We start from the raw sequence: 11,855 nt of genomic DNA, 5'->3' as shown, positions 1-11,855 counted from the left end.
GTAATATTTTATCAAGATTAGCTATTATAAAGAAGCTACGAATCTTGTTAATTTTGATTTTAAGTTTGAAGCTTTATTAGAATGAATAATATTCTTTTTTGCTAATTTATCAATCATTGAAATAACTAATGGTAATTTAGCAACAGCATCATTTTTATCAGTAGCTAAACGTAGTGCTTTTATAGCATTACGAGTAGTTTTATGCTGATATTTATTTAAAACTCTTCTTTTTTCGTTACTTCTAATTCTTTTTAAAGCTGACTTATGATTTGCCATTTTGTTTCTTTTTAAGTGTAATAATTATTATAAACTACTAGTTAAAAAAGAAAAACCTCCCACAATTGTGTAAACAATCACTTTGGTTTTAACTAATAAAATAAAAATTTGAGACACTGAACTTTTATTTTATAAAACTTAATTTGTAGCCCGTAGGGGAATCGAACCCCTCTTACCAGGATGAAAACCTGGCGTCCTAACCGATAGACGAACGGGCCATTGAGATTTTGTAGTCCGTACGGGAATCGAACCCGTGTTACCAGGATGAAAACCTGGCGTCCTAACCCCTAGACGAACGGACCATTTGTTTCTCTAATGCGGATGCAAAAATACAACAATTTTTTATTCTTGCAATAGTGAAGCAAACTTTTTTTATTTTTTTTTCATTTTTCTTAATATGCCTTAGCAAAAAGTACTCTTCCAACAGACGGATTCCCAGTAAACACGCAGCTTCCAGACTCTTCTACCCTATCTAAAGGAATACATCTTATTGTTGCTTTTGTTAAGTCTTTTATCTTCTCTTCTGTTTCTGAAGTACCATCCCAATGGGCCGAAATAAAGCCTCCTTTTGACTCCAAAACAGTCTTAAATTCTTCAAAATCATTTACTTCTGTCGTATGTTCTGTTCGATAATCAATTGCTTTGTTAAATAATTCCTCTTGAATTTGATTTAATTTATTTTTTATAAAATTCTCAATTCCATCCTTAGAAACTACTTCTTTTGTAAGAATATCTCTTCTTGCAACCTCATAAGTTCCGTTTTCTAAATCCTTTGGACCAATCGCAATTCTCAATGGAACTCCTTTTAATTCCCATTCTGCAAATTTAAATCCTGGTTTATGAGTTGTTCTATCATCATATTTAACAGAAATACCTAATTTTCTCAAAGAAGCAACTAATTCATCAACTTGATCAGAAATAGCTTTTAACTGTTCATCTGTTTTATGTATTGGCACAATTACAACTTGAATAGGCGCTAAGTTAGGTGGTAAAACCAAACCATTATCATCTGAATGTGTCATTACTAAAGCTCCCATTAATCTGGTCGAGACACCCCAAGAAGTTCCCCAAACATACTCTTGCTTTCCTTCTTGATTTGCAAATTTAACATCAAATGCTTTTGCAAAATTTTGACCTAAAAAGTGAGATGTTCCTGCTTGTAGCGCTTTTCCATCTTGCATTAATGCTTCAATACAATATGTCTCTTCTGCTCCTGCAAATCGCTCAGATTCTGTTTTAAGCCCTTTAACAACTGGAATAGCCATGAAGTTCTGAACAAAATCCGCATATACATTCATCATTCTTTCCGATTCTTCAATAGCTTCTACTTTGGTTGCATGTGCAGTATGTCCTTCTTGCCACAAAAATTCGGCAGTTCTTAAGAATAATCGTGTACGCATTTCCCAACGAACAACATTTGCCCATTGATTAATTAATAATGGTAAATCTCTATATGATTGTACCCATCCTTTATATGTACTCCATATAATTGCTTCACTTGTTGGACGAACAATCAATTCTTCTTCTAGTTTCGCTTTTGGATCGACTATTAATTTTCCTTTATTATCTGGATCGTTTGTTAATCTATAGTGCGTTACAATAGCACACTCTTTTGCAAATCCTTCCGCATTTTTTTCTTCTGCTTCAAACATGCTCTTGGGTACAAAAAGAGGAAAATAAGCATTACTATGCCCTGTTTCTTTAAACATTCTATCTAATTCTGCTTGCATTTTTTCCCAAATTGCATAACCATATGGTTTGATTACCATACATCCTCTTACTCCTGAATTCTCAGCTAAATCAGCTTTAACTACTAATTCATTATACCACTTTGAGTAATCTTCTTCTCTTTTTGTTAAGTTTTTGCTCATTTATAAGGTTTTGGCATAAAAATTGTTTATATTTATTTTAACTAAATAGTTCCACAAAACTAACTATTTTTGTAATGTCCAACAATAAAAAAAAGAGTTATGAAAGCTAATCTATCCTTTTTAAGAAAATTTCACTTGTTTTCCACTATAGGAATTCTAAGTACACTTGCCATTTCGTGTGGTTCATATCAAAACTCATCTTACTATGATAATGATGGAGTTTATGGTACTAACAACCGTTACGAACAAGAAGTCCCTAATAAATATTCAGAACAGAATATAGAACAATCAAATAAATATGCTCAACAATTTAAAAATATGCAAGATGATTATACATATTTTACAGATGTTGAAGATTATTCATCAGAAACAAATGACACTGTTATAACAGTTTACAAAAATAACTATAATAATGATAGATATGGTAGTTGGGGTAGTAATACCAGCGAAGTTACTGTAAATTATTATAATAATGGTTGGAACAATTGGTATTCTCCATATTGGGGCTCAGGATGGTATGGATCAAACTGGGGATGGGGTTACCCATATTACGGTTCAAGTTGGGGATGGAATAACTGGTATGGACCTAGTTGGGGATTCTATTATGGATCAAACTGGGGATGGGGAGGATATTATAACAACCCATATTTTTATGGAAATCACTGGAATCATTATGGTTACTATGGTAGAAACAGAAATATTGCTTATAACTCTGGAAGAAGAGGTGGTTCTAGCTACTATTCTAACGGAAATAGATATTCAGGATCTAGATACAGCACTGGAAGAAATAGCATTTCACCAAGAAGTAATTACAACGGAAGAAATTCTACAATAAATACACCTAGAGGTACAAGATCTAACACAGCTATAAGCCCAAGAAATAATTATTCTACTCCTAGAAGTAACAGTACAAGAAATAATTATTCTACTCCTAGAAATAACACACCAAGAAGTTCTTATTCTACACCTAGAAGCTCTTCTAACGGAAGTTTTTCAGCACCTAGAAGTTCTGGCGGCAGCAGATCATCTGGTGGTGGACGTTCTGGTGGAGGTGGACGATCTGGCGGCGGAAGAGGTGGAAGAGGATAATCAATGAAAAATGAAAAATTAGATTTAGAATAGAATTGCTATGAAAAAAATTTATATACTATCTTTATTCTTATCCTATTTTGTAGGGATAAGTCAGGAAAACACGTCTAAAGATGCACTTCGCTATGCTGTAGATGATATTACTGGAACTGCTAGATTTAGGTCTATGAGCGGTGCTTTTGGTGCCGTTGGTGGAGATTTATCTTCTATAAATATAAACCCTGCTGGTTCTGCTATTTTTAGCAACAATATAGCCAGTATAACTGCTAGTAGTTTCAATATTAAAAATAACTCAAATTATTTTGGCACAAAAACAAAAGAGAATTATAGTGTTTTAGATTTAAATCAAATAGGAGCCGTTCTTGTATTTACAGATAGTAATCCTGAAAATAATTGGAAAAAAATATCTGTTGCTATAAACTATGAAAATGCTAATAATTTAGACAATAGAATATTTTCAGCAGGTACAAATCCAAATAATTCAATAGGAAATTATTTCTTAAATTTTGCTCAAGGAATTCCCATAAATGTTCTTGAAAATTATTCTTATTCAGATTTAGATTTTGGAGGACAACAAGCTTATTTAGGATACAATGCTTACTTATTTGATTTAGAATCTCCTGAAACTTATATAAGTAATGTTCCTTCTGGACGTTATTATCAAGAAAATCAAATTGTTTCTAACGGATACAATGGAAAGTTATCAGGAAACTTTGCAACATCATACAAAAACAAACTATTTTTAGGAGTAAATCTTAATGCACATTTTACAGATTTTACAAAAAGATTTAGTGTTTTTGAAAGTAATAATAATCCAATTAATGATCTTCCTCGTTCATCAATTAAGCATATAAGATTTGACAACGAATTATATACTTATGGAAGTGGGTTTTCATTTAATTTAGGAGCTATTTTACAAGCTACTAAAGAGTTTAGAATTGGTTTAGCTTATGAATCACCTACATGGTATAATTTAAATGACGAGTTAATACAAGGTATTGAGAGTGTTAGCATTAACAATCCTGATAATAATTCTAATCCTAAATTTTACCCTGATGTACTTAATATATATCCTACTTATAAATTAAAGACTCCTGAAAAATGGACTGTAAGTGGTGCTTATGTATTTGGTAACAGAGGTTTAATAAGCGCTGATATTTCTAGAAAAGATTATAGCAATACTAAATACAAACCTACTAAATACTATGACGACTTAAACATAGATATGAATCAAAATTTGACTCAAGCTATAGAAGTCCGTCTAGGTGGTGAATATAGAATAAAACAATTAAGTTTAAGAGCTGGATATCGTTTTGAAGAAAGTCCTTTTAAAGTTGACTATGCAATGGGAGATTTAACTGGCTATTCTGGAGGTATTGGATATAACTTTGGAGAGAGTAAATTAGACTTAGCATATTCAAATAGCCATAGAAATTACAACCAAAGTTTTGTTTCTTCTGGTATGAATGATACTGCTAGAATAAGAACAATCCAAAATAACGTAACACTTACCTACTCTATTAATTTTTAAAATAATTATAGATTACAATAAAACAAGAATCCTTCTTAACCGAAGGATTTTTTTATACCTAAGCGTAAACTTATAGCCCTGATGGAAGCGACATCCTTTTTCTTTATATATAAGTTTAAAAATTTGATATAAAGAAAAAGATAAAGCAAACAGCAGGTAGAAACTTTTAAAAAACTCACAAGCGATACTGCTTCTAATGAATAATTTTATGTAATTTTGCACCTCAATTTTAAGTATATGAGAACCAAATCGTTAAAGAAAAATAAAATCAACGTAATTACACTTGGATGTTCTAAAAATGTTTATGATAGTGAAGTTTTAATGGGTCAATTGAAAGCTAATGGCAAAGAAGTGACACATGAAGCCACTAAAGATGAAGGAAACATTATTGTAATTAATACTTGTGGTTTTATTGATAATGCAAAAGAAGAATCGGTGAACACGATTTTAGAATATGCTGATAAAAAAGAACAAGGTTTAGTAGATAAAGTATTTGTTACAGGATGTTTATCGGAACGCTACAGACCTGATTTAGAGAAAGAAATTCCTAATGTAGATCAATTTTTTGGCACTACCGAATTACCATTATTATTAAAAGCTTTAGGTGCTGATTACAAGCATGAATTAATAGGTGAACGTTTAACAACTACTCCTAAAAACTACGCTTATTTGAAAATTTCAGAAGGTTGCGATAGACCTTGTAGTTTTTGTGCTATTCCTTTAATGAGAGGAAAACATGTTTCTACTCCTATTGAAAAATTAGTCATTGAAGCTGAAAAATTAGCTAAAAATGGAGTTAAAGAATTAATCTTAATTGCTCAAGATTTAACCTATTACGGATTAGATATCTACAAAAAAAGAAACTTAGCTGAATTATTAGAAAATTTAGTAAAAGTTGAAGGTATTGAATGGATTCGTTTACATTATGCTTTTCCAACAGGTTTTCCAATGGAAGTATTAGACTTAATGAAAAAAGAGCCTAAAATTTGTAATTATATTGATATTCCTTTACAGCACATTTCAGATAGTGTTTTAAAGTCGATGAGAAGAGGAACTACTTATGAGAAAACAACTAATCTTTTAAAGGATTTTAGAAAAGCGGTTCCTGAAATGGCTATCCGTACTACTTTAATTGTAGGTTATCCTGGCGAAACAGAGGAAGATTTTGAAATTTTAAAGAATTGGGTTGAAGAAATGCGTTTTGAACGTTTAGGCTGTTTTGCTTATTCACACGAAGAAAATACACATGCTTATAGTTTAGTAGACGATGTTCCATATGAGGTGAAACAAGAACGTGCTAGAATTATTATGGATATTCAAGCTCAAATTTCTTGGGATTTAAATCAAGAAAAAATTGGACAAACTTTTAAATGTGTAATTGACAGAAAAGAAGGAGAATATTTTGTAGGAAGAACCGAATTTGATAGTCCAGATGTTGATAATGAGGTTTTAGTAGAAGCTTCTAAACATTATTTAAAAACAGGTGATTTTGTTATGCTAAAAATTACGGATGCAACAGAATTTGACTTGTATGCAGAACCTGTTTAAGCATTTATTATAATATACAAAATCCTCATAGCATAAAAGTTATGAGGATTTTTTTTATTTTGGAATGATAAATATCACATTCTCTTCTCTCTATTGATTGTATATTTGAATAAATAATTAAAACTGAAAGTAGAATGATTACAAAACACCAATTAACAGTTGATTTCCCAGAATTTGAAACTAAAATTCATGAATTAAAGATTTCTGATAATCATTTCAAAAAATTATTTGATGATTATGACACCCTAGACCATGAAATCTATAGAATTGAAAGCAATACAGAACCTGCTTCCGATGAAACTCTAAATACATTAAGGGTTGAAAGAGTTCACATTAAAGATGAAATTTATAATTATTTAAATCAAAAATAATCTTTTTACAAATAACATTAAATCCTTTTCAGTTTTTGAAAAGGATTTTTTATATCTATTCTTTTATTTATACTTAAAAAGTAAATCTTCAAAATTATTCTACAATTATTTTTGAATTAGTAATTTTCAATAATTTTCCATTAGCATCAAATGTTCCTAGAATTTGATTTTCTCCTTTTTTTCCTAAAATAGTGTCTCCAGATAGTTTCACTTCATATCCTTTTTGATTTAGATAACAAAATAATCCATGTTTATGTCCGAAATTCATTCTAGAAACTGTTTTAGAAAAATGAGAACAAATAAGCGCAGGTTCAATAATTTTTTTTGCATCTACTAACTCCGAATTCAATAAAACATAAATTTTTATATTATTAAAGGCTAAAGATGTATAACAACTCGATTTAATTAATCCATTTGCTACAAAAGAAAAATAATGCCCTGGATCTTCTTCCGTTTCTATTTTTGCTGTGATTAAATCTTCTATTCCATGACGTTCTCCAATAAGTTTCATTGCTAAAGATGCTTCTAAAAATTCTTCTGGAATATCACTTTCTTTATTTGCCCAAGCCCATAACCATTCTTTTTGGGTTTCGGAATAGGTTCCTAAAACCTGCATTCTAAACACATAATCTCCATAAACAACTGTACCGTTTAACATATCAAAAGACCATGCTAATTCTTCTACCAAATCAAAAAAAGCATCTTGACGTTCAAATGTTAAGGCTACTGTTTGATTATGCAATTGGGATAAACTTACTTTCGGTTGTTGATTTTGTATTGGTTCCATGTTTTTATTTTAAATCTTTTTCATCATATTTATATATAAATCAAAACTGTTTCATAATGTTCTTTTAATTTTCACTTCCTACATTTTATTTCATAACATAAAAGTTAGGAGGATTTTTTTTGATAAACTATTTAAAAAGGAGAAAAAAATAGTTAATGATTTGTTTTTTTTTATTTACTTAAAGTATTGATTCTGTCTTTTCTACTAGAAGTGAAACTAAATTTTTAGGCAGTGCTTTTTGAGTATTTATATAAATTTCTAAATTGTTTTCTTGTTTAATTATCTTAAATTCTTCTGCTTGTGTAATAATTATTTTTTCTATAGTTTTCCAAACTTCTAAAGCCAAAGCATCTTTGCATATAATCTCAACAGCTTGTAAAAAATCAGTTATTAAATCTTTACAATTTAAACGAACATTTCCTTCTTGTAAATCCGTTTTACTTAATGTAAAATCAATTGGTATTTCTAATATTTCTTGCTGCTTTTGTATCCATCTTTTTAATTCTAGAACACTTATTACTGATTCATTACTAATAGGTCTACTTACTGTTCCTTTGGATAATTCTACTGCTAATGCTTTTGGTTGTTTAATTGACAATAAAGATATCTCTTGAAAATTAAAAAATAAAACTTCATTGTCTTCCGTTTTCATGCACACAAATGTTTGATATTCTTCTTTTAAAACATCAACTACATAACCTTCAACATAAGTACCGTTTTTAAAAGTTAATGCAATTTTCGTTTCTCTTTTTTCTTTAAAAATTATTTCAATTATTGAAAACGGAGATTGTGCTTTAAATTGATCTATATATGCTATTTCCATAATATATTCAATTACTTTATTTTAAATTTTATACTGCTTCTTTATCTATCTGATATTGATAATATTCTAAAGTTTCTTGCCTTATAAACGAAGTGTATTCATTACCTTCTGTAATACTTCTCAATATCGCAACATTTTTTTTCCATGCATCACCATCTAAAGCATTTAAATATCGATTGAGTAAAATAATAGAAGTCAAATTTGGATTTTGAATATTACATTCAATTAATTGCTTACTATATATTGAATAATTAGGTTTATCTATACTTTCTATTAAATGAATAAATGAAAAATCTTCCTCCATTTCTGGATCATGCTTTTTTAGAAAATTGAAAAGTGTTTTAATTAGTTGTTCTTTATGTAAATCTTCCAGTATTTTCAAATTATCAATACTTTCCATAATTCCATCAAAAAAATCGCTAACTTCATAATCTTCCATTTCTTCATTGACTTTGAAAGTATTAATTTGCAAAAGTATTTGTTCTATATTCATTTTTTATGGTATATGATTAAGAAATAAAAAACGCCATTTTTAAAAAATAGCGTCTCCTATTAAAAATTTTATAAGTTATTCTCTAATAAATCAACCAAAACTTCTGTTCTTTCACTTACTTTATCTGCATTTAAAATAGGACTATGGTTTACCTGTAAAACGCCATTTTCTAAAGTATAAGCATGTGTAGGATTATGATGATCATCTTTATTAACTATAATTACTTTTTGCAAACCTTCCTTCAACGCTTCTTTTCCCATATCGTCTGAAGATATTGCAGTAAAGGCTTCAATAAGTGGTTGAAAATAAATTTTAGGATAACTATCAGTGTATAAATGTAAAAAACGATCTTCAAATAAGGTTTCCCATTCAATCTCTAGTGTTACATCAAAGCCCGCAGCAATATCAATTTTTTGCTTTAATGCTGGATATTGTTCCTCTTGAAATTCTTTTGTAAATCTTTTTTCTTTAAGTCCCATTTTGTATTCTATTTTAGGTTACTTTTAAATTAATGTATTAAAATTATACTAAAATATAGGATTGCTAAAAACGATTTTACAAACGTGGTTTTTGATTTTATATCCGCAATTTTATTTAGACAAATTCGCTAAAAATTGCTTCAAATAACTTTTCTTTCTAGAGGCTAAAGGTATTTTTTCTCCATCTTTTAATACTATATCATTAAGAACTATGGAATCTATATATTTTATATTAATTAAGTGTGATTGATGTACTCTTACGAATGTATGATCGTTTAATATATTTTCGTAATATTTCAAATTTCTTGCACTCATTATTTTTTTGTCCTTTGTATAAAAAATGGTATAGCTTCCATCTGATTGACATCTAATAATTGTATCTATAGGTAAAACATGTCGTTCTTGAGTGTTTTTTATAAGCAATGTTTTTTGAACATCATTTGCATCTGTTTGTGCCATTTTATTCATTAAACCAATATACTCTTGCTCTTTTTGATAAGCCACTCTAAATCGGTTTATACATATTGCTAATTCGTCAGAGTCTATTGGCTTTAACAGATAATCTATAGCATCTACTTTTATGGCTTTTATAGCAAAATCATCATAAGCTGTAGTAAAAATAATTTTAAAATTGATTTTTTCTAATGCGTCTAGTATTGAAAAAGCATTGCCGCCAATAAGTTCTATATCCATAAAAACCAAATCGGGTGTATTGTTTTTCAAAAACGAAATAGCTTCACTTACTGTATCTATTTTAGCAATAATTTCAATATCTTTTTGTGTATATTGTAATAGCTTTGATAAGGTATTTAATGCATTAAATTCGTCTTCTATTATAGCAACTTTTATCATGTAATCTTTATTTTAAAAGTTATTTTAGTTCCTATGGGTTGCTTTTCTGAATTATATAAATCTTCTATTTGAAACGTTTTCTCTTCTGCTTTTTTACGCAGTTTTAATCGTTCCATAAAAACATCAGTAGCATGTAGTGCTTTACTTTTTCTATGCTGCTTTGAATAGTTAGATCTTCCTACTCCATTGTCTTTTATTTCAAAACACAATTGATTCTTTTCTTTAAAAATATTCAATTCTAAAATGCCTTCCATTTTTTTTCCTTTTAATCCATATTCAATTGCATTCTCTACAAAGGGTTGTAAAAGCATAGGTGGCACTTTTAAACTTTTAGTATCGCAATTTTCTCCAAGGTTTAAAATATATTGAAATGAATTATCAAAACGTAATTGTTGTGTTTCTATATAATTTAAAATCATATTAATTTCCTCTTCAAGCGTAATTTCTTCTTTGCGTACATAATCAAAATTTTGTCGAATCAACTTAGAGAATTTTGCTATATAATTTGACGATTTTATGTAATCTTCTTCTAAAGTTATATTCTGTATTGCTGCTAATGTATTAAAGATAAAATGCGGATTCATTTGCACTCTTAATAAGTTTTGTTCTAATTTTGAAGCTCTGTTTGCTGCTTTCAATTTTGTAATGTATAGATAAGCTCCTAATAAAATTAACAATAAAGATAAAGTAATCAAAAGACTTCCAAAAAGCCATTTATTTCTTTGATTAGTTTGTTGTTGATATAACAATTCAATTTCTTTTTCTTTTACTTGATACTTTACCGTTGCAAAACCTAATAGTTTCTCTTTTTCAATAGCTTGCAATTCCACTTGCAGTTGGTCTCTTTCTATTTGATAATTTAAAGCTTCTTCAGAATTTTTATCTTGTATGGCTAAAGTAATTAACTTATCTAATACTTGAATTTGCTCAGGTATATTTTTATTCTGTTTGTAAATTGTTAAAGATTGCTTATAATTTACTATTGATTTATTTACATCTTTATTTAAAAAGTAGACATATCCTAATCCTTTATAAGGTGCTGCATTAATTGCATTAATATTTTTATTTAATTGAATTGCTCCTTCTAAAAATTGAATAGCCAGTGGATATTCTTTCGTTTCTATATAAATAAAACCTATGTTATTAAGAATCTTTACTATTGTTTGTGGTGCTTTTATATTTTGCCCTAGTTTTAAAGATTCTTGATATATTTTTAATGCCTTATTATACTTTTTTTGTTTTAGATATATTGCTGCTTCATTACTTTTAATAGCTATTTTAGAAACAGTATCTTTTTCATAAGCAAAAATTTCTTCTGCTTTTTGAATATATTGTAATGCTTTTGAATAATCTTCCAAGATAAAATGAAGTTGAAACAACTGATTATTTGCCTTTCCTAACATTCTTTCATCTCCTAATGATTCAGCCGTATGCAATGCTTCTAAAGCATATTCTTGCGCTTTTTCAAAATTTTCAAATCTTAAATTTGCAGCACTTAATGTTATTAAACTTCTGGTTTTATTGTATTCGTCTTTTTGTTCTACAAATAAATTATACGCTTTTTTATGCTCTATTATAGATTCTAAATAAAAATCATTTACATAATAAACTTCTCCTTTTTTAAAAAATAATAAAGCCGCTTGTTCTGATGATATTATTGAAGAATGAAGCTGTAAACTATCTAAAATCTTTATCGCTTTTTTAGGATCATACTCCATAAGGCTATCCGTTTTGC

General features: G+C 28.8%; 12 protein-coding genes and 2 tRNA genes. 4 read left to right on the top strand and 10 right to left on the bottom strand.

Features of this window, described 5'->3' with window-relative positions; genetic code table 11:
* Window positions 1–24: 24 nt before the first annotated feature.
* The 4 genes from rpsT to proS all read right to left on the bottom strand — a co-directional run bounded on the left by rpsT (window position 25) and on the right by proS (window position 2,147).
* Window positions 25–276 (bottom strand): 30S ribosomal protein S20, encoded by a 252-nt coding sequence (rpsT, locus tag SY27_RS15645; protein ID WP_045972068.1) that lies wholly within the window; start codon window positions 274–276, stop codon window positions 25–27.
* Window positions 277–422: 146 nt separating this feature from the next.
* A tRNA-Glu gene (locus SY27_RS15640) sits at window positions 423–494 on the bottom strand.
* A gap of 12 nt (window positions 495–506) precedes the next feature.
* Window positions 507–578, bottom strand: a tRNA-Glu gene (locus SY27_RS15635).
* 90 nt (window positions 579–668) lie between these two features.
* Window positions 669–2,147, bottom strand: coding sequence for a proline--tRNA ligase (gene proS / locus SY27_RS15630; protein ID WP_045972065.1), 1,479 nt, complete (start codon window positions 2,145–2,147; stop codon window positions 669–671).
* Between the two features lie 99 nt (window positions 2,148–2,246).
* Here proS and SY27_RS15625 point away from each other — a divergent pair, with 99 nt between their 5' ends.
* From SY27_RS15625 to SY27_RS15610, 4 genes are all read left to right on the top strand, one after another.
* The gene (locus SY27_RS15625) at window positions 2,247–3,236 is read left to right on the top strand and encodes a hypothetical protein (RefSeq protein WP_045972063.1); all 990 of its coding nucleotides are present in this window, start codon (window positions 2,247–2,249) and stop codon (window positions 3,234–3,236) included.
* 40 nt (window positions 3,237–3,276) lie between these two features.
* Window positions 3,277–4,767, top strand: a complete 1,491-nt coding sequence (locus SY27_RS15620) for an OmpP1/FadL family transporter (RefSeq protein WP_045972061.1) — start codon at window positions 3,277–3,279, stop codon at window positions 4,765–4,767.
* Window positions 4,768–5,004: 237 nt separating this feature from the next.
* Window positions 5,005–6,315 (top strand): 30S ribosomal protein S12 methylthiotransferase RimO, encoded by a 1,311-nt coding sequence (gene rimO / locus SY27_RS15615; protein WP_045972059.1) that lies wholly within the window; start codon window positions 5,005–5,007, stop codon window positions 6,313–6,315.
* Window positions 6,316–6,449: 134 nt separating this feature from the next.
* Window positions 6,450–6,686, top strand: a complete 237-nt coding sequence (locus SY27_RS15610) for a YdcH family protein (RefSeq protein WP_045972057.1) — start codon at window positions 6,450–6,452, stop codon at window positions 6,684–6,686.
* 94 nt (window positions 6,687–6,780) lie between these two features.
* On the opposite strand, the gene SY27_RS15605 is transcribed toward SY27_RS15610, so the two are convergent.
* From SY27_RS15605 to SY27_RS15580, 6 genes are all read right to left on the bottom strand, one after another.
* Window positions 6,781–7,473 carry a DUF6882 domain-containing protein gene (locus SY27_RS15605; protein ID WP_045972055.1) on the bottom strand — a complete coding sequence of 231 codons (693 nt, stop codon included), beginning with the start codon at window positions 7,471–7,473 and terminating at the stop codon, window positions 6,781–6,783.
* 178 nt (window positions 7,474–7,651) lie between these two features.
* On the bottom strand, window positions 7,652–8,296 hold the full coding sequence (locus tag SY27_RS15600) for a hypothetical protein (RefSeq protein WP_045972053.1): 645 nt from the start codon (window positions 8,294–8,296) through the stop codon (window positions 7,652–7,654).
* 28 nt (window positions 8,297–8,324) lie between these two features.
* Entirely contained in the window at window positions 8,325–8,789 is a 465-nt protein-coding gene (locus tag SY27_RS15595) for a hypothetical protein (protein ID WP_045972051.1), read from the bottom strand.
* Between the two features lie 68 nt (window positions 8,790–8,857).
* Window positions 8,858–9,268, bottom strand: coding sequence for a hypothetical protein (locus tag SY27_RS15590; protein WP_045972049.1), 411 nt, complete (start codon window positions 9,266–9,268; stop codon window positions 8,858–8,860).
* Window positions 9,269–9,379: 111 nt separating this feature from the next.
* Window positions 9,380–10,120 carry a LytTR family DNA-binding domain-containing protein gene (locus SY27_RS15585; RefSeq protein ID WP_045972046.1) on the bottom strand — a complete coding sequence of 247 codons (741 nt, stop codon included), beginning with the start codon at window positions 10,118–10,120 and terminating at the stop codon, window positions 9,380–9,382.
* Complete coding sequence (locus SY27_RS15580) at window positions 10,117–11,838, bottom strand: histidine kinase (RefSeq protein ID WP_235271000.1); 1,722 nt, start codon at window positions 11,836–11,838, stop codon at window positions 10,117–10,119. Before SY27_RS15580 ends, SY27_RS15585 begins: the two co-directional genes overlap by 4 nt.
* Window positions 11,839–11,855 lie beyond the last annotated feature (17 nt).

Source organism: Flavobacterium sp. 316 (genome assembly GCF_000967805.1).
GTDB classification, from domain to species: Bacteria; Bacteroidota; Bacteroidia; order Flavobacteriales; family Flavobacteriaceae; genus Flavobacterium; species Flavobacterium sediminilitoris.
Note: the sequence above shows the minus strand (reverse complement) of the source record. Positions and strands in the feature narration are given on the sequence as shown.

Coding starts and splice junctions, on each gene's coding strand:
- rpsT (WP_045972068.1), bottom strand. CDS start 276: ATGGCAAATCATAAGTCAGCTTTAAAAAGAATTAGAAGTAACGAAAAA.
- proS (WP_045972065.1), bottom strand. CDS start 2,147: ATGAGCAAAAACTTAACAAAAAGAGAAGAAGATTACTCAAAGTGGTAT.
- SY27_RS15625 (WP_045972063.1), top strand. CDS start 2,247: ATGAAAGCTAATCTATCCTTTTTAAGAAAATTTCACTTGTTTTCCACT.
- SY27_RS15620 (WP_045972061.1), top strand. CDS start 3,277: ATGAAAAAAATTTATATACTATCTTTATTCTTATCCTATTTTGTAGGG.
- rimO (WP_045972059.1), top strand. CDS start 5,005: ATGAGAACCAAATCGTTAAAGAAAAATAAAATCAACGTAATTACACTT.
- SY27_RS15610 (WP_045972057.1), top strand. CDS start 6,450: ATGATTACAAAACACCAATTAACAGTTGATTTCCCAGAATTTGAAACT.
- SY27_RS15605 (WP_045972055.1), bottom strand. CDS start 7,473: ATGGAACCAATACAAAATCAACAACCGAAAGTAAGTTTATCCCAATTG.
- SY27_RS15600 (WP_045972053.1), bottom strand. CDS start 8,296: ATGGAAATAGCATATATAGATCAATTTAAAGCACAATCTCCGTTTTCA.
- SY27_RS15595 (WP_045972051.1), bottom strand. CDS start 8,789: ATGAATATAGAACAAATACTTTTGCAAATTAATACTTTCAAAGTCAAT.
- SY27_RS15590 (WP_045972049.1), bottom strand. CDS start 9,268: ATGGGACTTAAAGAAAAAAGATTTACAAAAGAATTTCAAGAGGAACAA.
- SY27_RS15585 (WP_045972046.1), bottom strand. CDS start 10,120: ATGATAAAAGTTGCTATAATAGAAGACGAATTTAATGCATTAAATACC.
- SY27_RS15580 (WP_235271000.1), bottom strand. CDS start 11,838: ATGGAGTATGATCCTAAAAAAGCGATAAAGATTTTAGATAGTTTACAG.